The organism is Paenibacillus cineris (assembly GCF_018333335.1).
Taxonomy (GTDB): Bacteria; Bacillota; Bacilli; order Paenibacillales; family Paenibacillaceae; genus Paenibacillus_AQ; species Paenibacillus_AQ favisporus.
In genome coordinates, this window is sequence record NZ_BORU01000002.1 from 366,694 (window position 1) to 389,414 (window position 22,721).

The following is a 22,721-nucleotide window of genomic DNA, read 5'->3' on the forward strand; positions in this document are numbered from 1 at the left end:
GCACGATTCGGGATTTACCGCGAAAGGACGAAAGAGCAGAGAAAGTTCTGCTTTCGTCCTTTTTTTGTTCAATAGAAAATTTATGAATGTCCAGGGAATCCCGCAAGGTTCCGGAATCGGCAAGGTGGTTTGCGGCGGAGCCAAGTGCATGAGCGGGACGAATTATGAGCCGACACCGGCGCGTGTGTTCTGCTGCGGTGCGGCGCTGCGTCCAAAGCGGAGCAGGTAGACGACGGCGACGATGACCATCATGACGGCCAGCACCAGGAAAATGCTGCTGTACAAATAGCTGCCCGGATACGTGTTCAGCGGGTTCCAATGGGCAGAGGAGCCGGTGTCGAGAATGCTGCTGTACACGGACGTGGCAACCGCTGCGCCGATGAAGTTCAGCATGCTGAGCAGTCCCATCCCGACGCCGGTCTCTTCTTTGGCCAGCGTGCGGGAGACGGTGTTCGAGAGCGCGACCTGCATGAAGGTCTGGCCGACATTGCTGAAAATCAGCACGATGGCGATGATCCAAGCATTGATGCCGGCAAAGGCGGAGAGGAGAAAGAAGCCGATCATTTGAAGAAGGGCTGCGATGCAGACGACGAAGAGGTTGCCCCTCAGGTCGGCGAACTTTCCTCCCGCGAAGCCGAGCAGCGCGGAAGCTGCGGCACCCGGAATCATGATCAAGCCGATGACACTGGCGTCCAGATGATTGGACCCTGCCAGCAGCTGCGGGATCAGGAACGGGATCGAGAACGCGATACAGGAAATGACGAAGGCAATGCCGATGCCAAAAGTATAGTTTAGATTCCGGAACAGCCGGGGCTGCACGAACGGATCGGCTGCTTTGCGGATGCGGATGACGAACAGGATAAGCAGCAGCACTCCGGCGGCTGCCGGAATCCAGCCTCCACCGGTCAAGGCGAACAGGATCAGGCCGGTTGCGGCGGCGAGCAGTCCGCCGCCCAGAACGTCCATACGCCCACTGCTTTCCTTGGCATCGTCAAGGTATTTCCGGTAAAAGGGCAGGGTGAGCAGGACGAGGACCGAGAAGCAGAAGAGCCAGCGCCACCCGGCGTAGCCCATAATAAGCCCGGAGACCACGGGGGCGAGCGTATTGCCGACGGCGAGGCCGATCGCCGACTTGCCGAGGGCGCGGCCCCGGGTCTCCGGCGGGAAATAGCGGACGGGGATGATCATGGCGGCCGCCGGGATCACCGACGATCCGGCCGCCTGAAATACCCGGCCGATGACGATCATCCAGTAGGCGCCGGCGGCGAGCCCGAAGACGGAGCCGAGCACGAACACGATCAGCCCGATGGTGATCAGTTTTTTCAGGGCGTATTTGTCCGCCAACTTCCCGTAGGTCACTGAGCCGACTGCATAGACGAGCATATAGGCGGAGGACACCCAGCTGACCTGGGCGGCGCTCAGGTGAAATTCCGCCCGGATGCCGGGCAGCGCGATATTGAACATGGAAACGTTCATGACCGAAATAACCAGCGTGAACATGAGAATCTGGATCAGTTTGTTGCCTTGATGGACGGACTCGGCTGTAGATTTCATCGTTATTCCCTTCTTTCGGATAAGTGATTAGCTGAGAAGCCATTCGGCGGCGAACAAAATGTCTGTCAGCACTTACTGACATATAGTGCAGAAAAGCGCTGCAATATGCGCTTTTTTAAGCTCAAAGCTTTTTTGACTGCAAAAGGGCACTAATATTTCCAAGGTATCCGCCCGATTTGAAGAAATAGATGCACTTATTGGCGGTCGAGCAGCGGATTCAACGCCACGCCGGGATAAATAGATGCACTCTTGCGATCAAAGCTAAGGCGTTAACGCCCGGGTGAACAGCCGGACGCTTTCCTCAATAAAGGCATCTATCTCGATATCCGTAAACGTTTGGACAACATGGGTCGTATTGAGGAATGCTCCGAGATTCATCCACATAAAGGAAACCGCCGTCAGTGACGGATCCTTCGTGAACAGCTTGCCCTGATCGGACATGTGCTTGAAGTAATTCGTCAAAATTTCATGAAGCTGTCGGGGGTGGTTCTGGGTGTTATTCCTAAAGCCTGGCAAATGATCTCCGACCTGCATGCTGATCATCACCAGCTTCCGGTTACGGTTCATAATTTTATGATAGGTCCGGCTAATCATAAGCAGGTCTTCGTGTAAATTTCCCGTGAGATTTTCCTTGAATATTTTCTGCATCTCGGCTGCGTACAAATAACGGTCATACGCCTTCTCCAGCAGGTTCTGTTTGCTGCCGAAATGACGGAAGAGCGTCTTCTCGCTCAGCCCGGCTTCAGCGGCGATTTCACGTGTGGACACCCCGTCATAGCCTTTGGCGGAGATGAGGTCGATCGCGGCCTGCATCAGCTTATCCTGGGTGCATAACTGGTTGTTTTCGTTCATGTGACTCTGCCCACTTTCCATGATCTGACTGTCAGTACTTACTGTCATCTTAATCTTCGGGTTTACTCTTGTCAAGGGCAAACGCCCGCTCTTTACATAGGAAAAAGCAGCCCGGCTTCATAAAGCCAGGCCGCTTTTCGGCGGTGGAGTTGATGTTAGTCCAAGACAGTATTCTCATTTTAGCTTACATTTGCACTTTTCCATGTCAGTTACGCTGTATTGCTCAATGTCACCTACGCTGCGCTGCCCATGTCAGCCTACAATCGCGCTGCTGCTCGGATTACCGATGCCTACCTGGACATGACCCAGCCCGCCGAGCTGATAGCCGCGCCCGTAAACGCTGATGCTGACCGGAGTTTCGGTCTCATTGGTCACGGTCACATCCTGTTCGCCTACCGTCACTTGGAGACGCGCCCCACGGAACATCACTTTGAAGGAGAAGGCGCTCCAATGTCCCGGATTGAACGGATTCAGGTGCAGCACTCCATCCTTGACACGCAGTCCGCCGAACCCGTGCACGACGGACATCCAGGTGCCGGCCATGCTGGTAATGTGGCAGCCGTCCTCGGTGTCGTTGTTGTAATTGTCCAGATCGAGGCGCGATGTGCGCAGGTACATTTCGTACGCCTTCTCCCGGTAGCCCAGCTCACAGGCGATGATCGAGTGAACGCAGGGGGAGAGGGAGGACTCGTGCACGGTCAGCGGTTCGTAAAAGTCGAAGTTCCGCTTTTTCGTATCGAGGTCATATCGGTCCCCCAGGAAAAACAGCCCCTGCAGCACGTCGGCCTGCTTGATGTACGCCGAGCGCAGGATCCGGTCCCAGGACCAGTTCTGGTTCAACGGCAGGTTCGACGGGGCCAGGTCCTTGACCGGCGTCAGATCCTTGTCGAGGAAGCCGTCCTGCTGAAGGAAAATGCCGCGCTCCGCATCGACCGGATAATACATTTTCGCAAGGATGTCGCCCCATTTGGCCGTTTCTTCGGGCGCCAGCGCCAGCTTGGCCACCAGCTCCTCGTAGTGTGCCGGGTCGCTTGCCTGAAGGTCGGACAGCACCTGCAGCGCGTATTCCATCGTCCAGCAGGCGATCCGGTTGGTGTACCAGTTGTTGTTGACATTGTTTTCGTATTCGTTCGGCCCGGTCACCCCCAGAATCATGTACTGGTCCTTGGCTGGGACGTAGTTTACCCGTTCCTCCCAGAAGCGGGAAATTTCAACGAGCACCTCCACGCCGTATTGGGCGAGGTAGCTGTCATCGCCGGTGTAGTTGACGTAGTTGTAAATGGCGTAGGCGATCGCTCCGTTACGGTGGATTTCCTCAAACGTAATCTCCCACTCGTTATGGCACTCTTCGCCGTTCATCGTCACCATCGGGTAGAGTGCGCCTTTGACAAAGCCGAGTTTACGGGCGTTCTCGCGCGCCTTCTCGAGGTGCTTATAGCGGTAGATCAGCAGGTTGCGGGCGATCGTGGCATCCGCCGTGCTCAGATAGAAGGGCAGGCAGTAGGCTTCGGTGTCCCAGTATGTGCTGCCGCCGTATTTTTCCCCGGTAAAGCCTTTGGGCCCGATGTTCAGCCGGTCGTCCTCGCCGGTGTACGTCTGGTTCAGCTGAAAAATGCTAAATCGGATCGCCTGCTGCGCCGCCACGTCCCCTTCGATCACGATGTCGCTCTCGCGCCACTTGGCCGCCCAAGCCTGCACCTGCTCCTCATAGAGCTGCCCGAAACCGGCAGCAGCAGCTTCCTGAAGCGCCGATCGTCCGGCGTCCAGCAGCTGGGCGTACCCGTAGTCGCGCGACGTCACGTTCGCTACGTATTTGTAGATGACGGTCTCCTCATCCTGCTTGGCTTCCACCTGTACGCGGTAGCCGGCGTACTTCTCCTGCTCGATCTGCTCCAGTTCCAGCGCCAGCTTAGCGCCGTTCTGATGGATTTCAAACGTCATGACCGAGGTGACGTGAAAATCGAGCTTTTTGGTCCGGACCGTTAATGCGGCGTTGTCCGCGGTCACTTCCTTGTGCACTTCGACCCAGAACTTCTCGTCATAGTTCGAATCTTTGTTCTGCACATCGCCGTCCAAGTACGGCGTGACGGTCAGCGTTCCGCTAAAGTTCAGCGGCGTTACCGCATAGCGGATCGCTCCGATCTCATGCCGGGCCAGGCTGACGAAACGGACCGCCTCGACGCGAATCTCCTTCCCGTCCGGCAGGGCGGCGGTAAAGCTGCGCGACAGCGTACCTTCCTTCATATTCAGCACGCGTCTGAAAGACTTGACCTGACAGGCTGCGAGATCAAGCTCGGTGCCATTAACCGAGATGCAGATGCCGATCCAGTTGGTGCTGTTCAGCACCTTGGCAAAATACTCGGGGTATCCATTTTTCCACCAGCCCACCCGTGTTTTGTCGGGATAGTAGACACCGGCCATGTAGCTTCCCTGCAGAGACGGACCGCTGTAAGCCTCCTCAAAGTTGGCGCGCTGGCCCATATATCCGTTGCCGATGCTGAAGACACTCTCGGATATTTCCTGCTGCTGGGGATCGTACTGCTCCTCGATAATATTCCATGGGTCCAACGTTAGATATTGTTTCATAGTTAACTGGCTCCTTCGGGAAAAAAGTGTTATTAACTCTTTGTTATGCGACGTATAATCATTGTGCTGCGCAGGACAGGGGAGTCCTGGTTTTCATCTCTGCCAGGACTCCCTGCTGCACGAACGCCGCCTGGTTCGTGGAACCTAGCGGTGAGAAACGAGCTCAAGCAGGCGGACTGTCGTCATGTCCTGCAGCGAAGGTACCACGGCATCCGCCGCGCCCAGTACTTCCGGCGAGCCAATGCCGATGCTGCGCATCCCGGCCCGCTTGGCGGCTTCGATGCCGGCCTCGGCATCCTCGAACACGACGCATTCCTGCGGCTGTGCGCCAAGCTCCCGGGCACCCAGCAGGAAAACCTCCGGATCGGGTTTGGCGCTGGCCGTTTTGGTTCCGTCGATGATTGCGTCAAAATACGGAACAAGGCCGGTGTTGTTCAGGATGGTCATCGCATTTTTGCTGGCCGATCCCAGGGCAATGCGGATTCCGTTCTCCCGCAGCTCACGCAGGAAGGCGAGCGCCCCCGGAAGGATCTCCTGTTCATCCATATGCGAAATATACTCGACATACCAGCGGTTCTTCTTGTCGGCCAGCGCGGATTTGGCCGCATCGTCCAGCTCAAGCCCGCCAACTTCAAGCAAAATGTCCAGCGACGCCATTCGGCTGACACCCTTGAGGCGCTCGTTATCCTCCGGCGTAAATACAAAGCCGAGCTCTTCGGCCAGGCGTTTCCATGCAAGATAGTGGTATTTGGCTGTGTCGACCAGAACCCCGTCCAGATCGAACAGGCAAGCTTTAATGGGAGCTGCAGCTGTCATTTGTCATTCCTCCTTATGTAGTTGTGCAAACGTTTGAACAAATAGGTGAAAAGAAATGAAGCACCGGGATGCTCCACATGGTTTTGATACGTTTACGATGGTTTAGGCGGCGTAAAAATGGACGACTCCCGAATCACCAGCCGGTGGGGAATAATGTGGCGCTTCTGGAACTGCCGGTCCCCGTCGTGCTGAATGGACTGAATCAGCGCCTGGGCTGCGGTGTAGCCCAAGTTATAGATGCCGATATCCATGCTGCTGATGGGCGGCGTGGACAGTTCGGCGATGGAAATGTTGTTGAAGCTGACGATGCACAGGTCGTCCGGAACACGGTAACCGAGCTCGTGAAGTCCACGCAGGACGCCAAGCGAGACGAGATCGTCCATGACCACGAGGGCAGTAGGACGCTCCGGCAAATTCATGAAAAACGACATCGCCCGGTAGCCGCTCTCCTGGAGAAACTCACCTTCGACGATCCAGTCCTTTCGCATCTCCAGACCGGCCTCTTTCAGAGCGTTCGTGTAACCTTTCAGCCGGTCGCGCGAGACGATGTGATTCGGAGGCCCGCTGACAAAACCAATCCGCTGGTGGCCGAGGGATATCAGATGTTTGGTCGCATCGTAAGCGGCCTGAATGTTGTCATTGTCCACGGACAGAATGTCCGGGTACTTCTCGCTGCGTCCGATCAGCACGAACGGATGGCCGTTCTGCTGCAGAAAATCGACCACCGGATCCTCTTTGCGCGAATAGAGCAGGATCGCCCCGTCAACGCGCTTGCCGTTCAGCAGCCGGGAGACGGCCTCGACCTCCTCCTTCTCACTGCCTCCGGAACTGATCAGCACATCGTATCCCGAGCGGTTGGCCTGGGTGACGATACCGCGGATCAATTCCATGAAGAACAGATTCAGGAACAACTCTTCGGCAGGCTTGGGCAAAATGACGCAAATACTGCTCGTCGTCTTGGAAACCAGACTTTTGGCCGTCATGTTGGGGTGGTATCCGAGCTCCTCCATGACATCCCGTACCTTCTGCGACGTTTCACGGCTGATTCTGGAGTTATTCGACAGCACTCGGGAGACGGTGGAGGGGGAAACGCCCGCTCGTTTGGCGACATCTTTAATCGTTACAGACATTTGTTACCTCCTGTGGAACCGTTTGCACTATATCGTAAATGAGAAACGGCCGTCTCATAGACGCTGGCTATTTTACAATTGCTATCTTAGCCGAAAGCCCCAAGCTTGTAAATATCCAACCTGTGGCGGCGAAAGAAGCCGGTGGGATCTGGCTTGAGGCACTTTTTACAAGCAGGAATAGGCGGCGATATTATAAAAAACCATGATATAAATAGAATCGTCAAGAAAATGAAAGATAATACAGTATGTATCGCTATATATTGCGGAAAATCGGGTATAAATCCAGCTTTTCATAGAAATTAAGCCGTCGTATTCTCCATACAGACCGGTGTCGTCCGAAAGCTGCCCAGGGTCAGTCCAGTTCGCCAGCAAATGTATCCGCTTTCTTTTCGGGTGATTGACGGGGCTGATCGGCAGTATTCTGCTCAAAGGATGCCGGATCAAGCAAAGGAGGATGTCATGAAAACAAACAAATGGGGCATGCGGGCAGGGCAACAACTGCGGAGGCTGGCAGCAAGCGTAACGGCGGTATTCATGGCGGTTGCCCTGCTGTCGGGATGCAGCAGCGCGGGAAACCATGCTGCGAATGACAACGGGGCTCAAGGCCGACCCGATGCAGGAGCTGGCAGCCAGACGGCAGTACAACAGGGGCAGCCGGGAACGGGAACCACAGCAGGGGAACAGCGTGGCGGAACTGCCGCCACGGCCGTTGATGAGCAGCCATCGACCGTGTTCTATGAGGTGTTTGTCCGCTCATTCTATGATTCGAACGGGGACGGCATCGGCGATTTAAAGGGGCTGACACAGAAGCTGGATTACCTGAACGACGGCAATCCGGATACGACGGATGATCTCGGTGTCGGCGGCATCTGGCTGATGCCGATCCAACCGTCGCCCAGCTACCATGGGTATGACCTTACCGACTACGAGGGCATTAATCCCGATTACGGGACGCTGGAAGATCTGAAGGAGCTGATCGCCGAGGCGCACAAGCGCGGGATCAAGGTTATCATGGATTTGGTGTTGAACCACACCAGCACGCAGCACCCCTGGTTTGTCAGCGCTGCGAAGGATCCGGGCAGCAAATATAGGGACTGGTACGTGTGGGCGGAAGACCAGAAGCTCAGTCCCACCGGGGTCAGTGCGGCCGGCAGCGGCAGTCCGTGGCATGTCTTGAACGGAAGCCACTATCTGGCCACGTTCTGGGAAGGAATGCCGGATCTGAATTACGACAATCCCGAGGTGCGGGCGGAAGCCGTCCGGATCGGGCAGTATTGGCTGAAGCTCGGCATGGATGGATTCCGGGTGGACGGCGCCAAACACATTTACGAGAACCTGCAGAGTGACCGGGGCCAGGCGGCCACAGCCAAAAACACGGCGTGGTGGCAGGAATTCCGGACCGGCATGAATCCGGTGAACAAGGATGCTTATATCGTGGGTGAGGTATGGGAGAATTCGGCCGCCGCCATCGCGCCGTATTTGGATCAGGCCTTTGATTCGGGGTTTAATTTCAGCCTGGCGGAGAGTATCCTGAGCGCGGTGAAGGACGAGAGGGACAACAACCTTGCCTATACGCTGCAGCGGACACAGCAGTTCTACGGCAAACAATCGCAGGGGCGGTTCACCGACGCCATTTTTCTGTCGAATCACGACCAGGACCGCGTAATGAGCCAGCTGGACGGAAATCCGGATCATGCGCGGATGGCCGGGGCGCTGCTGCTGACGCTGCCGGGCAACCCGTTTATTTATTACGGCGAGGAAATCGGTATGCGCGGCGTGAAGCCCGACGAGCGGATCCGGGAACCGATGGTGTGGAGCGATCTGTCCCCACAGCCCGGCCAGACGTCGTGGGAACAGCCGCTTCTCACCGGAGAAGCAGCGAAAGGAATCAGCGTCCAGTCGGAAACGGCCGACCCGAACTCGCTGCTGTCGACCTATCGGGACCTGATCCGCTGGAGAGAGGACGTTCCCGCATTGCGGGATGGCGACATCCAGAGCTATGACTCCGGCAATCCGGCCGTGGTGTCCTTTTTGCGCCGTAGTGCACAACAAACTGTGCTAGTGTTGCACAACTTGTCAGGCAAGGAGCAGCAAGTCCAGCTCGAAGCAGGGCAGGGAGGAGGACTCGCAAAAGTGCTCAAAAACAACAGTAAATCCACGGTTTTAGAGCAAAAATTGCTTCGCCTCCCTCCATATTCCAGTGTGGTTCTCGAATAAAATTGACGAAATTTAAAGAAATAATGCGATATAGAAAGAATTATAAAGAGAACTGCTGTTTATGTTCTATAAATGGGATAAAACACATTGTGCAAACGTTTTTACAAAAATATAGACGTTGTGTATGATAAACGCATGTTTAAAGCGCTTACTTGGTAACTTCCGCAAAAGGAAATACCGACGATTCTTGAAAAAAACTGCGGATTTATGCTGATCATGCCATGTGATTGCGTAGTCGATCATTGTCCGGGAAGGGCTTCATAACATGCATCCAATCATGCCGTGCCGAGAAAGGCGCTTGCAAATGGGAAGTTAGGCATGTTTATGAAATCGTTTGCGCAAGTGCGCAAGTGTGAAGGTCCTCAAGGAGAGTCGGCAGGGCATCAAGCGGCAGGCATCAGGTATTCATTGGAATCGGCGAGGTATCAGGCATGAATGGGAGTCAGCAAGAGCAGGTATTACAGGGAGTCAGCAAGGCAGTCGTGTTACGAAGTAAATGATCAGAGAGGGGTTCGTTTTGGAATGAAGATGAAAAAGGTTATGGCGCTGGTCGCAACGTTGACCATGGCATTCTCGATTACGGCGTGCGGCAGCTCCGGCAGCAAGGCGGAGGAGCAAACTCCATCGACTACAACAACTGAAACGGCGGCTACAGACGGCCAGTCGGATAACACAGCGGCTTCGGGCGACAGCCTCCAGCCGGAAGAAGGGGCTTCCCTCGTCGTATGGGAGTCCAAAGAGGAGCGCTCTTTTACGGATGAAATCGCCAAGCAGTTTACCGAAAAGTACAACGTACCGGTCAAGATTGAAGAGGTAGCGGCAACAGATCAGGTAACGAAGCTGTCCCAGGACGGTCCGTCGGGGCTTGCAGCCGACATCGTGATGTTCCCTCACGATAATCTGGGCAGAGCCGCGGCAGCGGGACTGCTGCTCGCCAACGATGCGTTCAAGGACGAAACGGTGAAAAACAACACGGAAGCTTCGATTCAAGGCGTTACCTATGACGGCGTGCTGTACGGGTACCCGAGAGCGGCCGAAACGTACGCCCTGTACTACAATAAGAGCCTTGTGAAGGAAGCGCCAAAGACGTTCGATGACGTCATTGCGTTCGGCAAAACCTTCACCGACAAAGCCAAGAAGAAATACGGCATCATGTGGGAAACAGGCAACATGTACTTCAACTATCCGTTTATCGCAACGACCGGCGGATACATTTTCGGTAAAGACGGTACGGATAAAGACGATATCGGCCTCAACAGCGAAGGCGCGGTCGAAGGCTTGAAAACCTATGTACAGCTGAAGGAAATCCTTCCGGTGAAGAGCGGCGACATTTCGCCGGATATCAAGCGCAGCTTGTTTAATGCGGGTGACGTGGCGATGGACATGAACGGTCCGTGGGAGCTTGCCGGCTACAAGCAGGCGCTGGGCGATAACCTTGGCGTAGCTCCGATCCCTACGATCGGCGGCAAAGCGGCAATCTCGTTCTCCGGCATCAAAGCCTGGTACGTCAACTCCTTTACGCAGTATCCGAATGCAGCCCAACTGTTCGCGAACTTCGCCTCCAGCAAAGACGCTCAGCTACTGCTGAACACGAAGGTTGGTTCCATCCCGACGAACAAAGAAGCATTGGAATCCGATCAAATCAAAAACGATCCGTACATTTCGGCTTTTGCGGAGCAGACGAAAAACTCCCAGCCGATGCCTTCCATCCCGGAAATGGGCAACGTATGGAGTCCGGTGAACGCGGCGCTGCCTGAAATTTGGGACAACAACGCGGATCCGAAGACGGCGATGGATAAAGCGGCACAGCAAATCAAAGATCTGAACAACGGCGCAACCAAGTAAGGCATCGACGCACCGCTGTCAGGTAAGGCAAACGTTATGAATGGAAGTATGACCCGCCGCCATCAACCGCGGCGGGTCATTCCCTGACATACCGGTACCGCTGGAAAGCGCGCACGCTTCGGCTGCCGGTATCGCCAAGGAACAGGGCCGGGAAAGCGCGGCCTGTCTTCTTGGAAGCAGTACCCTCCGGGGATGCTTCCGTTGACCCGGGGAGAGGAGAAGAGGATACGATGAACAGGCTCCGCGGCAAAGCCGCTTTACTGTCAATTATCAGCATGGGATTGGGACAAATCTATAACCGCCAATGGATCAAAGGCATCTTGTTCCTGCTGATCGAGGCTTTTGGTATTTACTACTTCATCAACAATTTGGGAAGAGCGCTTTGGGGGATTACGTCACTCGGGGATACGCCGCGTCTGCTCGTGAAGGGCAAGTGGATCGATGGCGATCATTCCATCTTTATCATGATTCAAAGCTTGATTACGCTGCTGTTTCTGCTGATCTTTATCGTCGTATATGTCATGAACGTTAGAGACGCGTTCCATACGGCGATCAAACGGGAAAACGGGCAAGTCCCGAACAGTTTCGCCAAATCCATTAAATTTGTGATGGATTATAAATTCGCCCAAGCCTTTTTGACACTGCCGGCGCTCGGCATCTTGTTCTTTACGATCATGCCGATCCTGTTTATGATCATGCTGGCTTTTACGAACTATTCCGCACCGAACCATATCCCTCCGGCGAAGCTGGTGGACTGGGTCGGATTCCAGACCTTCAAAGATCTGGTGTCGCTGAAAACCTGGAGCCATACGTTTTTCGGCGTATTAACTTGGACCATTATCTGGGCGGTTCTGTCCACGGCGACCACGTATTTGGGCGGCCTGCTCGTTGCGCTTTTGATCAACCAGCAGGGCATCAAATTCAAGGGCATGTGGCGGACGATCCTGGTTATCCCTTATGCCATTCCGCAGCTGATTTCGCTGCTCGTCATGAGGAATATGTTTAACGGCCAGTTCGGGCCGATCAACCAGTACCTCGGCTACTTCGGGCTCGGCGGTCTTCCTTGGCTGACCGATCCGTTCTGGGCCAAGGTGACGGTTATTCTCGTCAACATGTGGGTGGGCATTCCGGTCTCCATGATTCTGATCATGGGCGTGCTTACGACCATTCCGAAGGACATGTACGAAGCGGCTGAAGTCGACGGGGCAAGCGCGTATCAGAAGTTTCGCATCGTTACGCTGCCGATGATCCTCTTCTCGACGGCACCGACACTGATCATGCAGTTTGCCGGAAACATCAACAACTTCAACATGATTTTCCTGCTGACAAACGGGAACCCGGTGGTCGGAGACTACCAGTATGCGGGAGCGACGGACCTTCTCGTGACCTGGCTGTACAAACTGACGCTGGATCAGAACAAATACAATATGGCGTCGGCCGTCGGCATCATTATCTTCCTGATTATCGCCATATTCTCCATCTACAATTACCGGCGGACCAAATCATTTAAAGAGGAGGATATGATCCAATGAGCGGACGTCAAGGCAGAAAAGCAGTTCGGCTGACGGTCAGCTACATCATTCTCATCATCATGGCCATCGGCTCGATCTATCCGGCCCTCTGGGTCATTCTCGGCTCCTTCCGCCCGGGAAAATCGCTCTACAGCAAGACGCTTCTTCCGGAAGCGTTCACGCTGGACCATTATCGGGAGCTGTTTACGTCCAGCAGCATTTTGTTCGGACAGTGGTACATGAACACGCTGAAAATAGCCGTGTGCTCGATGATCATCGGCGTCTTCCTGACCCTGCTCACGAGCTATGCGGTGTCTCGTTTCCGCTTCAAGTGGCGCAAGACGGCTTTGTCGACCGTGCTCATCCTCGGCATGTTCCCGGGATTCATGAGCATGATCGCGATTTACCTGCTGCTGAAGGAGTGGCATTTGCTGGATACGCATCTTGCGCTAATTATCGTGTATGCGGCGGGAGCCCCGCTAGGCGGCACCTTTATCGCCAAGGGCTTTCTCGACACGATCCCGCGGACGCTGGACGAGGCGGCAAAGATCGACGGAGCGAGCAACTGGACGATTTTCAGCCGCATCATTCTGCCGCTGTCCCGGCCGATGCTGACCTATATGGCGCTGACGCAGTTCGTCGGCCCATGGGTGGACTACATCTTTGCCCGCCTCGTGCTGCGGACGAAAGAAAATTGGACGCTGGCGGTCGGATTGTTCGACATGGTCAGCACAAATCAGAATACGAATTTCACCACCTTCGCCGCAGGGGCGGTTCTGATCGCGGTGCCGATCACGATCCTGTTTATTTTCCTGCAGCGCCTGCTGGTAGACGGTTTAACATCGGGAGCGAGCAAAGGGTAAGCAGGGTGTGGAGGCTTCTCCCCCGCGGGCGATCTGTCCTGACGGGTTGGTTTTTTTGGAACAAAAGAAAAACAGAAAGGCACAGCTTTCGCATCATGCATGCAGGCTGTGCCTTTTTATTTGGAGGCTGGCTGTAGCTCCAGAGTGCACCGGGTCCAATTCACGTACAATCAGGAAAGGTTTCCCATGGATAAAAAGTACCGGATGGGCAGGGATTCGCATTCACATGAAGTATATGTTATAGAGGTGAAAAGAAATAGATCGAAGGGAGTTTACCTATATGAATCAATCATGTTTCGAAGACCGGATTTACTGTATGGGATGCGGCAAGCTCGTGAAGGAGCACCGGGCCAGACAGGTGCTGAAGACCGGATACTATATGCACACCCACCGGCTGGCGGCGGGATGCGATGAGTGCGGAGCGCATTACGTGGATTTGCTGCCGGATGAGACGGGCTCCAGAGCGGCAAGCTACCACCCTTTTTGAAAGCGTATTCAAATAAAAAGGGTGTGTGTCGATTTAACCGGGAATATGTCGTAAAAAAATTCGCTAAAACATAAAATTCCATCTTTCGTTTTTATCGACAACGTCGTATGTTTATAGTAAGTAGAAAATTCCAATTTATAAAATATATTAGGGAAGCGAAATGCACCGGGGAAGTCCCTCGGCGTATGGATGCTGGCCGCCGCCTGTGAACCGTGAGAATAACGGAAGAAAAGTCAAACATAGGAATGGTACGGTAGTAGGAGGAAGTTAGGTGGAAGCTCTCGGCTTCATGTTTTTTTCAACGCTGGAGACATTTGCGATCTATTCGCTGACGATGTCGCTGTTTAGGTTCAAAACCTCGGATTACTTGTGGCAGGCTCTGTGTATCACGCTGCTGGCGAATGTGCAGAGCTATGTGATGAGGGACGAGCTGTCGCTGGCATTTGCAGCACCGTTAATCACGATTCTGATTTACATTCTGCTGTACACGACCGTGATGAAGATTCCGTTGGCCTGGTCGGCGATCTGCACGATTCTGGGTTATGCGTTGTATGCGCTCATCCAGACCGTCTATGTGCTCTGGCTGTTTGGCTCGGTTCAGGAGGTCAACGCCACGGACGCCAACTCTTACAGCTTGCAGGTCGTCTCGGCGTTAACGGGACTTGGGGTATCGTGGCTCATGTACAAGTTTGGCATCGGGTTCGCCTTTGACTTTGAAAGGCTGCGCTTCAAGAAAGAGCACATCGTGCTGGTGCTGCTGATTATGGTCACGCTCGTCTCGGTGGAATTTATTTTCTATTACAACAAGGTATGGATCAACGTTCTGTTTTTCGCCTGCACGTTCGGCCTCTTTTTGTATTACACCATCCGCAAGGAGGAGGAGGATATCCATGCTGATTGAAACGGCCGCCGTACGAATCGCTGAAGGGATCAAGCGGCAGGTTCCGGATCATAAATCCTCGGTGAACATCCTCAAACATGCGATTGCCGTCATTCTGAACGTGGTGTTGATCGTCGCTCTGACCCTGCTGATTGCGTTCTTCACAGGGCATGTGGGCCGCGCGGCGGCGGCGTTGATCGGATTTGCGCTGCTGCGCCAATTCACGGGCGGTATTCATCTGAAAACCGGGGAATGGTGCGTGCTTGTCACCACCGCCTTGTTCACCCTGGTGTCGTTCATCGAGCTGTCCGCCTTCTATGTTCAAGTACTGAACGTTCTCAGTATGGTGCTTGTGGCTGTATTTGCTCCGAGCAAAATCGAAAAGCAATCCAGAATACCGCGCAGGCATTACCCCAAGCTGCGGGTGATCGGAGTCCTCATTGTACTGGCCAACGTCCTGATCCAGTCGCAGACGCTTGCCGTCGTCTTCTTCGTCCAAGCCCTGAGCCTGATCCACCGAAAGGAGGTGAAACGCCATGTCACTGATCAGCAAAGTTAAGCACAGCACATTCACAGCCATTGCCTCGGCATTAACGCTGGTAGCTGTGTATCTCGTAAGTGTTGCCAGTCCTGTGTATGTTTACAGCGGTGAGACGCCAGAGGAACTGCTGAAGTGAAATGGAGGAGCTGATTCAGATGCAATATCTTACGGTTTCACGAGATATTGAAGGGGAATCAGGCATCGTCAATCTTCGGGTACACGATATTTTGTTCATGGAATTCAGCATTCCGGCAGACCGGGTTGTCGTTCATACGATGGAAGAGCAGTTTTATATGAACGGCACGCTCAAATACTGGTCCGGCATGCTGAGCGCGAGCGGGTATACGTTTCGCAACGTGGACCGGAACCTCGTCAACGTGGACAGAATTATGCTGATCGACAGCGTGTACAAGAAGGCGTATTTTGAGCCGGAAATCCATAAAGGCTCCAAATGCTGCACCATGGCGTTTAAAAGGTACAACAAGATTAAAGAGGAGCTATTAGCCTATAACCCGGGAATATTGATCGTATGAAAGGAGCTGCGCTAAGCAGCTCTTTTTTTTTGCTTCTTCAACGCTTCTCAATAGGCGCAGAGCTGCTGGCGAGGAAGAAATTACGCTTGACCCCAAAGGCTTCATATACTATAGTAAACCCATCGGAATTAAATTAACTGACTCGTCAGTCAAGTGATGAAAGGGGTCCTGATTCTGCCATCGCAAACTAATGAAGAACCGCAGCGCGAGCAGGAGCTGAGGCAGGCCGCCCTCGAGCTGTTTGCACGCAAAGGTTACCATAATACAAAGATATCGGAAGTGGTGAAGGCGGCCGGCGTCTCGCAGGGGACGTTCTACTGGTATTTTGACGGGAAAGAGCAGATGGCCATCCGTTTGGTGGAGAACGGTCGGGACAGGCTGGTCGAGGTCATTGAACAGGGATACCGCAAGCATGCGGGATCTGTAGACGACATGGTGAATTCCTCAGCCAACCTGCTGACCAACCTGTTCGAGTTTGCCAATGAAAACCGGAATTTGATGGCCTTTCTGCTGATCAAGGGGCAGGGCGCCGATCCCAAGGTCCGTTCGGCGGTATCGGAAGTGTGGATCGCCTTTGAAGAGGCCTTTAAGAAAAATGTGCTTCGCGCTATTGAGTTGGGTATGCTGCCGCAGTTTACGGACGTTTCGCTGCGCGTGAACATTCTCGTGTCGCTCATCACAGGCGTTTTGACCAAATGGTTGTTCGGTCCGCTGCATGACGTGGACTACGAGCCGGTGTACACCGCCGCGCAGATTGCCGAAGAAACGGCCCGGTTCGAGTTCCGCGGGCTGCTCGGTTAAATATTAGAACCTATTCTAAGGGGGATTATAGAAATGAAGTTTAGAGTCAAATCACTATTTATGTCGCTGTCGCTGATCGCCGTTATCGCTTTGGTACTGGCCGGCTGCGGCAAAGATTCGGCGTCATCGGGCAGCAATGCTTCCGGTGGAAGCGGCAATCAGGCGTCTTCGTCGGCTGGCAATCTGCTTGAGCAGGTCAAGAAGAACGGAAAAATCAAGGTAGGTTTGATGGGTACGTATGCCCCGTATAACTTCTTGAACGACAAGAAGGAAGTAGACGGATACGACGCCGACATCGCCAAAGCGATCGCCAAGAAGCTCGGGGTTGAGGCTGAGTTCATTACCGGCGAATTTTCGGGCCTGATCGAGGGTCTGCAGCAGGGTAAATACGACGTGCTGATCAGCCAGGTGACGATCACGGATGACCGGAAGAAAACGATGGACTTCTCGGAGCCTTACATCAAGAACTCTGTGAATGTGGTCGTGAAGAGTGACAACGATACGATCAAGTCGATCGACGATTTTAAAGGCAAGAAGATCGGTGTCGGACTTGGCACCAATGACGAAAAATACCTGCGCGACGAAGCGATGCCGAAAGTCGGCAAGTTCGAAATCGCGACATACAACGACGTCATTTCGTCTCTGATGGATTTGAACACAGGCCGGATTGACGCAACGATCAACAACATGTTCGCCCTGAAGCCTCTTATCGACCAGAACCATCTGAAGATCAAAGCGGTCGGCGATTCCATCAAGGACGATTATGCCGGTGTTGCGATGCGCAAGAACAATCCGGAGCTGCTGGATGCAATCAACAAAGCGCTGGACGAAATGAAGACCGACGGAACGCTGAAGGAAATCCACCAAAAATGGTTTGGTGTCGATCCAAGCTTCTAAGTTATGAGTCTTACAGCTGTGGGAGGCCGTTTTAAATGAAATTGGTAATGGATAATTTGGGTTTTCTGTTTACGGGAGCCTACTACACCCTGCTCATCACGATCGTCTCCATGTTTTTTGGGTTGTTTATCGGACTGTTCACAGCCATCGCCCGGTTAAAAGGAAACCGGCTGATCGCCGGCATCGCCAGGGTATATGTGTCCATCATCCGCGGAACCCCGATTATCGTGCAAATCTTTATCATTTATTTCGGCTTGCCCGATTATGGGATTACCCTGGGGCCGCTGACGGCAGCATATATTGCGCTTAGCATCAATATCGGCGCTTATTTGTCTGAAACTTTCCGCGGTGCGATTCTGTCCGTGGATAAAGGGCAGACCGAAGCGGCGCTGACTCTGGGGCTGACGCCATGGCAGACGATGCGCAAGGTCGTTCTGCCCCAGGCGGCCCGGGCGGCGATTCCGCCAATGGGCAACACGTTTATCGGGATCTTAAAGGAAACGTCGCTCGTTTCCATCGTCACGGTGACAGAGCTGCTGCGTTCGGCACAGCTGCTGATCGCGCAGTATTACGTGGCGATGCCGTTCTACCTTGCTATCGCCGTCATGTACTGGGTGATGAGCACAGGCTTTTCGGCGATTTTGAACGTCATCGAGCGGAAGCTGTCCAAGGCTTATTAAGGAGGGAGAAGGCATGATCGAAGTCAGCCATTTAAGCAAAAGCTTCGGATCGTTATCGGTTCTGAAGGATGTGAGCCTGAACATTCGGCAGGGCGAAATCGTGGTGCTCCTGGGACCCAGCGGCTCGGGCAAAAGTACCTTGCTCCGGTGCCTGAACGGCCTGGAGCAGGCTGATGCCGGCTCGGTCCGCATCGACAGCGTCCACATCGAAGCTGCGATGCGCGCCAAAGAGCGAAAAAAGGCAATCCACGAGCTGCGCAGCCTGACGGGCATGGTGTTTCAGTCGTTCAATCTGTTCCCTCACCTCACCGTCCTGGACAATGTGATCATGGCCCCGATGACGGTGAAAAATATGCCAAAGGAGCAGGCGGTTGACATTGCCGAAAAGCTGCTTGGCAAAGTCGGTCTGGCAGAGAAGAGGGACGAGTATCCTTCGCGGCTGTCCGGCGGGCAGCAGCAGCGGGTGGCGATCGCCCGCGCTTTGGCGATGGAGCCGAAGATCATGCTGTTCGACGAGCCGACATCGGCGCTGGATCCGGAGCTGACCGGCGAGGTGCTGCAGGTGATGCGGCAGCTGGCGGAAGAAGGAATGACGATGGTCGTCGTTACGCATGAGATGAAATTCGCGCAGGAAGTGGCGAATCGGATCGTCTTTATGAGCGAAGGCATCATTCAGGAAGAAGGGGCGCCGGAGCATTTCTTTGCCGGACCGAAGACGGAACGGGCGCGTAAGTTCCTTCGCCAGATGGCGCAGGAGCCGGTCTAAAGCTGGAATATAAACGAATGATACACGGACTTAGGAACGGAAATACGGAGACAGGACTGCCTGATCCGAAGGAGTTGAAGCGCAGCATGAATGATCATCAGCAGCATCTGGACATGATTTCGGAGCGGGTACGGCGGATCATGGACAGTGAAAATATCGACGCGCTGGTCGCGACCAGCAGCGAAAATTTTTATTATCTCTCAGGGCATCAGAGTGCCTTTATGTATACCCTGCGCATGAGTGAGGTTGGGCTGGCGGTTCATTTCCGCGATCCCGGGCGGAAGGCAGTCGTTATCATGAACGATTTCGAAGCCGCCGGGTTTGCCGGGGATTCCGAGCGGTATGAGGTTCGCACCTACCCTACTTGGGTAGATGTGGATGATCCGCTTCATTTGAAAGGCGGCAGCTATCAAGGGAAGCGGCCGGTGTCCCCGCAGTCGGAGGAGATGTTCGGCGTCCTTCAGCAGGTGCTGGAGGAGTACGGCATCTCCCGGGGGCGAATTGCGGCCGAGCTGGATTTGATGCGGCATTCTTCCGTGATGGCGCTGCGCAAGGCGTGCCCGGACATTTCCGAGCTGGCCGAGGCGGGGCCGATCTTCACGCGGCTGCGGGCGATCAAGACGCCGTGGGAAATTCAACAGCTGCGTAGGGCATGCGCTTATGCGGAAGCAGGCGTCGAGTACGCGGTCCGCGAAATCGAGCCGGGCGTTTCTGCCGCAGGGATCGTGGATGCGTTCCGGAGATCGCTGATGCGGAATCCGGACGGGTCGACGCCGCGGTTCCATATGATTTCGGTCGGGGACCACTTTGCCCCTGTACAAGTGTTTGATACCCGGCCAAGCCAGCCGGGGGACGTGATCAAGTTTGACGTAGGCGTCGAGGTGGCCGGCTACGGCTCGGACATCGCCCGCACCTTCGTGCTGGGCGAGCCTGCGGATGTCACGAAGCGGATCTATGAGGCGCTCCGGCGCGGGCATGACCGCCTGCTGCAGACGATCGAGCCCGGGATGCCAATGAAGGCGGCATTCCAAGAGGGGATGAGCGTCATCCGTGCGGCGGGGCTGAGCCAGTACAACCGGGGCCATCTGGGGCACAGCGCAGGGCTGAGCCTTGCCGCGGAGGAAGGGCCATTCATCAGCCCGTCCGAGACGGCGGTTTTTGAGCCGAACATGGTCGTCTGCATCGAGACGCCTTACTACGGCTACGGGATTGGAGCCATCATGATTGAGGATATGCTTCTGATTACGGAGAACGGCGTGGAGCGGCTGAACCGTTTAAGCACGGATTTGGTATCTTTGTAATTAAGCGTAATGGAAGTAAAGTTTTGTCTGATTAGGGATTAATTTGACGAATTGATATTTTTGTGGAAAACATTCATCCCGATGAAAGTGCGTTTACAAACCGGCTGACTTGGTTTTAAATAGGGTAAGCCCATTTTCCTCGCAAAATCGGTTACTCATCATTAAGGGTTCCTTTCCTCCTGGAAGATCTCCAGGATTCTTAGGGAACCTTGGAAGATCGGGGGGATTGAAATGCAAATCTTGTCTGATGAACAGCTGCTGGAATGCGTGATGCTGGCCAAGCAGTTGGAACTGGACCCTGAATTTCTGGCCCTGCTGATGTCGGAGCTGCAGCGCCGGGGAATCGAGTTGCAGGATGAGGACGGTGTTCTCCTCCAGGAGGATTATCAGGTATCCGGAAACCGCGAGCTCGATGCAGCCGAAATGTACTTTGCATGATCGGGAGAGTCGTCATGAGACCCGTGAGAGCGCCGATGCAGCACTTGCTTCGGGCTCACCGGTTGAGCACCTGACTGAAGAGAATAAAGGCCTCAGCGATGCTGGACCATTCCATATTCGGTAACAAGATTTTCGCTGCAAGCGGTCTGCTTTCAGTGAATGTATGCAATTGGATCGTTTGAGACAAGGAGCTGCGCCCTTTGGGGCTGCAGCTCCTTTTTTATGGCATTCCAGTCTGGAATTCGGCCCGGCAGGCCGGACATGGTACAATACCAAAGGAGTGAGAAGATACCTTTACTTTTCCAAAGGAGATTTTTCGTCATGTTTAAAATTTTCATTGTCGAAGATGACAAGAAGCTTGTCAGCCTGCTGGAGGAGCATTTGCATAAATTCGAATATGATACACGTTCCGTGACAGATTTCGCTGCGGTTCTGAGCGACTTCCGGAGCTACGATCCTCACCTGGTGCTGCTCGACATCAATTTGCCGAAATACGACGGATACTATTGGTGCCGGCAAATTCGCGGCCTGTCGACATGCCCGATTATTTTCATATCGGCCCGGGAGGGCAAGATGGACCAGGTGATGGCGCTGGAAAACGGGGCGGACGATTATTTGACCAAGCCGTTCGATTATGAAATCGCCGTGGCCAAAATCAGCAGCCAGCTTCGCCGGGCGTACGGTTCGTATGCCGCATCCCAGCAGACGCGGTCTGTCACGGTCTCAGGGCTTACGCTGGACGTGGACCGGCTCTCTCTGACCTTAAACGGGCAAAAGGTGGAGCTCAGCCATACCGAAGCCAAAATATTAGAGGAACTGCTCACCCGCCAGGAGCAGGTCGTCAGCCGCGACCGGCTGCTGGACCGGATCTGGGACGACCAGTCGTTCGTGGATGACAACACCCTGAACGTCTACGTCACCCGCGTCCGCAAAAAACTGTCGGGGCTCGGCGTGCAGGATGCCGTCCAGACCGTCAGGGGCCAAGGTTACCGGCTGCTTCCAAACTGGGAGGACGAAGCATGAAGCTGTATCTGAGAGACCAAGCCCCGCTTATCGCCCTTTATATTCTGCAATTATTTCTCATCACGCTGGTGTACCGGCTGGACGGGTACCGGAACGCCGAGGTCAGCCTGTATGCGGCGCTGCTCAGCAGCTTCCTGTTCGCCGGGTACCTCCTGATCCGGTACTGGCGCAACCGGACCTTCTATGCGCGGCTGTCCGCGCCGTCCCCGACGACGGAGGAGCTGCTGAACAACAAGCAGCAGACTCCCTTGTCCCTGAGCCTGCACCGTCTGATCAAGGGGCAGTACCGCCGCTATCAAACCGAGCTGCAGCAGTATAAGCACAAGCTCGATTCCCATATTCAATTCATCAACCAGTGGGTGCATCAGATGAAGACGCCTGTGTCGGTCATCCATCTGATCATTCAGCATCAGGACAAGCCGGAGTTCACCGCGATCGGCGATGAGCTCGACCGGCTCCGGAAGGGGCTGGACATGGTGCTGTACACCGCCCGGCTCGACACGTTCGAGAAGGATTTTTATGTGGAGGAGCTGGATCTGGAGCAGGTGGTGCGTTCGGTGACGTCCTCACAGCGCCGGCTGTTTATACGGAGCCGTATCTTTCCTGTCATTGAGTTCGAACGGACGCTTCTGATTACTTCGGACGAAAAGTGGCTGTCCTTTGTCATGACCCAGCTGGTCACGAACGCGGTCCGGTATTCCGCAGGGGAGGAGCACCGGCAAATCCGGTTCCGCGGATACCAGAGCGGCAGCGAGGCGGTTCTGGACATCCAGGACGAGGGCATCGGCATTCCTCAGGGGGATCTGCCGCGCGTGTTCGACCCGTATTTTACCGGCGAGAACGGCCGGTTGTATCAGGAATCGACCGGGATGGGACTGTACCTGGTCAAGCAGATTTGCAGCCGAATGGGACACGGCGTCGAGATCGAATCGGAGGAAGGACGCGGAACGACCGTCCGGATCAGATTCAAGCTTACAAATGTGTAAGCTAGTGTAATATT

At 54.4% G+C, this 22,721-nt stretch carries 22 protein-coding genes; 17 read left to right on the top strand and 5 right to left on the bottom strand.

Annotated features, from left to right (window positions below; genetic code table 11):
• Positions 1 to 162: 162 nt before the first annotated feature.
• From KI379_RS22455 to KI379_RS22475, 5 genes are all read right to left on the bottom strand, one after another.
• Positions 163 to 1,554 (bottom strand): MFS transporter, encoded by a 1,392-nt coding sequence (locus KI379_RS22455; protein ID WP_212984960.1) that lies wholly within the window; start codon positions 1,552 to 1,554, stop codon positions 163 to 165.
• A gap of 261 nt (positions 1,555 to 1,815) precedes the next feature.
• Positions 1,816 to 2,406 carry a TetR/AcrR family transcriptional regulator gene (locus KI379_RS22460; protein ID WP_076172716.1) on the bottom strand — a complete coding sequence of 197 codons (591 nt, stop codon included), beginning with the start codon at positions 2,404 to 2,406 and terminating at the stop codon, positions 1,816 to 1,818.
• A 252-nt stretch (positions 2,407 to 2,658) separates the two neighbouring features.
• Positions 2,659 to 4,992 carry a glycoside hydrolase family 65 protein gene (locus tag KI379_RS22465; protein ID WP_212984961.1) on the bottom strand — a complete coding sequence of 778 codons (2,334 nt, stop codon included), beginning with the start codon at positions 4,990 to 4,992 and terminating at the stop codon, positions 2,659 to 2,661.
• A 144-nt stretch (positions 4,993 to 5,136) separates the two neighbouring features.
• Positions 5,137 to 5,808: a beta-phosphoglucomutase gene (gene pgmB, locus KI379_RS22470; RefSeq protein WP_212984962.1), complete on the bottom strand. Its 672-nt coding sequence runs from the start codon at positions 5,806 to 5,808 to the stop codon at positions 5,137 to 5,139.
• Between the two features lie 92 nt (positions 5,809 to 5,900).
• On the bottom strand, positions 5,901 to 6,938 hold the full coding sequence (locus tag KI379_RS22475) for a LacI family DNA-binding transcriptional regulator (protein ID WP_089549206.1): 1,038 nt from the start codon (positions 6,936 to 6,938) through the stop codon (positions 5,901 to 5,903).
• 459 nt (positions 6,939 to 7,397) lie between these two features.
• Between KI379_RS22475 and KI379_RS22480 the strand changes: the two genes are divergently transcribed.
• From KI379_RS22480 to KI379_RS22560, 17 genes are all read left to right on the top strand, one after another.
• A complete protein-coding gene (locus KI379_RS22480; RefSeq protein ID WP_244879407.1) occupies positions 7,398 to 9,155 on the top strand; it encodes an alpha-amylase family glycosyl hydrolase in 1,758 nt (585 codons plus the stop codon).
• A 522-nt stretch (positions 9,156 to 9,677) separates the two neighbouring features.
• Positions 9,678 to 11,000: a sugar ABC transporter substrate-binding protein gene (locus KI379_RS22485; RefSeq protein ID WP_212984963.1), complete on the top strand. Its 1,323-nt coding sequence runs from the start codon at positions 9,678 to 9,680 to the stop codon at positions 10,998 to 11,000.
• A 230-nt stretch (positions 11,001 to 11,230) separates the two neighbouring features.
• Entirely contained in the window at positions 11,231 to 12,532 is a 1,302-nt protein-coding gene (locus KI379_RS22490; RefSeq protein ID WP_212984964.1) for a sugar ABC transporter permease, read from the top strand.
• Entirely contained in the window at positions 12,529 to 13,374 is an 846-nt protein-coding gene (locus tag KI379_RS22495; protein WP_076172723.1) for a sugar ABC transporter permease, read from the top strand. Before KI379_RS22490 ends, KI379_RS22495 begins: the two co-directional genes overlap by 4 nt.
• A gap of 280 nt (positions 13,375 to 13,654) precedes the next feature.
• Positions 13,655 to 13,861 carry a hypothetical protein gene (locus KI379_RS22500; protein WP_076172724.1) on the top strand — a complete coding sequence of 69 codons (207 nt, stop codon included), beginning with the start codon at positions 13,655 to 13,657 and terminating at the stop codon, positions 13,859 to 13,861.
• 271 nt (positions 13,862 to 14,132) lie between these two features.
• A complete protein-coding gene (locus KI379_RS22505; protein ID WP_084203976.1) occupies positions 14,133 to 14,762 on the top strand; it encodes a hypothetical protein in 630 nt (209 codons plus the stop codon).
• Entirely contained in the window at positions 14,752 to 15,300 is a 549-nt protein-coding gene (locus KI379_RS22510) for an accessory gene regulator ArgB-like protein (protein ID WP_244879408.1), read from the top strand. The genes KI379_RS22505 and KI379_RS22510 overlap by 11 nt, the downstream gene beginning before the upstream one ends.
• Positions 15,278 to 15,418, top strand: a complete 141-nt coding sequence (locus KI379_RS22515) for an AgrD family cyclic lactone autoinducer peptide (protein WP_076172725.1) — start codon at positions 15,278 to 15,280, stop codon at positions 15,416 to 15,418. Before KI379_RS22510 ends, KI379_RS22515 begins: the two co-directional genes overlap by 23 nt.
• Before the next feature lie 19 nt (positions 15,419 to 15,437).
• Entirely contained in the window at positions 15,438 to 15,815 is a 378-nt protein-coding gene (locus tag KI379_RS22520) for a LytTR family transcriptional regulator (RefSeq protein WP_163880297.1), read from the top strand.
• A 156-nt stretch (positions 15,816 to 15,971) separates the two neighbouring features.
• Positions 15,972 to 16,616, top strand: a complete 645-nt coding sequence (locus tag KI379_RS22525; protein ID WP_089549201.1) for a TetR/AcrR family transcriptional regulator — start codon at positions 15,972 to 15,974, stop codon at positions 16,614 to 16,616.
• Between the two features lie 33 nt (positions 16,617 to 16,649).
• On the top strand, positions 16,650 to 17,513 hold the full coding sequence (locus tag KI379_RS22530) for a transporter substrate-binding domain-containing protein (RefSeq protein ID WP_089549200.1): 864 nt from the start codon (positions 16,650 to 16,652) through the stop codon (positions 17,511 to 17,513).
• 35 nt (positions 17,514 to 17,548) lie between these two features.
• The gene (locus KI379_RS22535; protein ID WP_076172728.1) at positions 17,549 to 18,193 is read left to right on the top strand and encodes an amino acid ABC transporter permease; all 645 of its coding nucleotides are present in this window, start codon (positions 17,549 to 17,551) and stop codon (positions 18,191 to 18,193) included.
• Between the two features lie 13 nt (positions 18,194 to 18,206).
• Positions 18,207 to 18,959: an amino acid ABC transporter ATP-binding protein gene (locus KI379_RS22540; protein WP_163880299.1), complete on the top strand. Its 753-nt coding sequence runs from the start codon at positions 18,207 to 18,209 to the stop codon at positions 18,957 to 18,959.
• 86 nt (positions 18,960 to 19,045) lie between these two features.
• Positions 19,046 to 20,260 (top strand): M24 family metallopeptidase, encoded by a 1,215-nt coding sequence (locus KI379_RS22545; RefSeq protein ID WP_212984965.1) that lies wholly within the window; start codon positions 19,046 to 19,048, stop codon positions 20,258 to 20,260.
• Between the two features lie 231 nt (positions 20,261 to 20,491).
• Positions 20,492 to 20,698: a sporulation histidine kinase inhibitor Sda gene (sda, locus tag KI379_RS22550; protein ID WP_089549197.1), complete on the top strand. Its 207-nt coding sequence runs from the start codon at positions 20,492 to 20,494 to the stop codon at positions 20,696 to 20,698.
• Between the two features lie 321 nt (positions 20,699 to 21,019).
• A complete protein-coding gene (locus KI379_RS22555; RefSeq protein ID WP_076172731.1) occupies positions 21,020 to 21,721 on the top strand; it encodes a response regulator transcription factor in 702 nt (233 codons plus the stop codon).
• Positions 21,718 to 22,707: a sensor histidine kinase gene (locus KI379_RS22560; protein WP_212969693.1), complete on the top strand. Its 990-nt coding sequence runs from the start codon at positions 21,718 to 21,720 to the stop codon at positions 22,705 to 22,707. The genes KI379_RS22555 and KI379_RS22560 overlap by 4 nt, the downstream gene beginning before the upstream one ends.
• Positions 22,708 to 22,721: the final 14 nt, after the last annotated feature.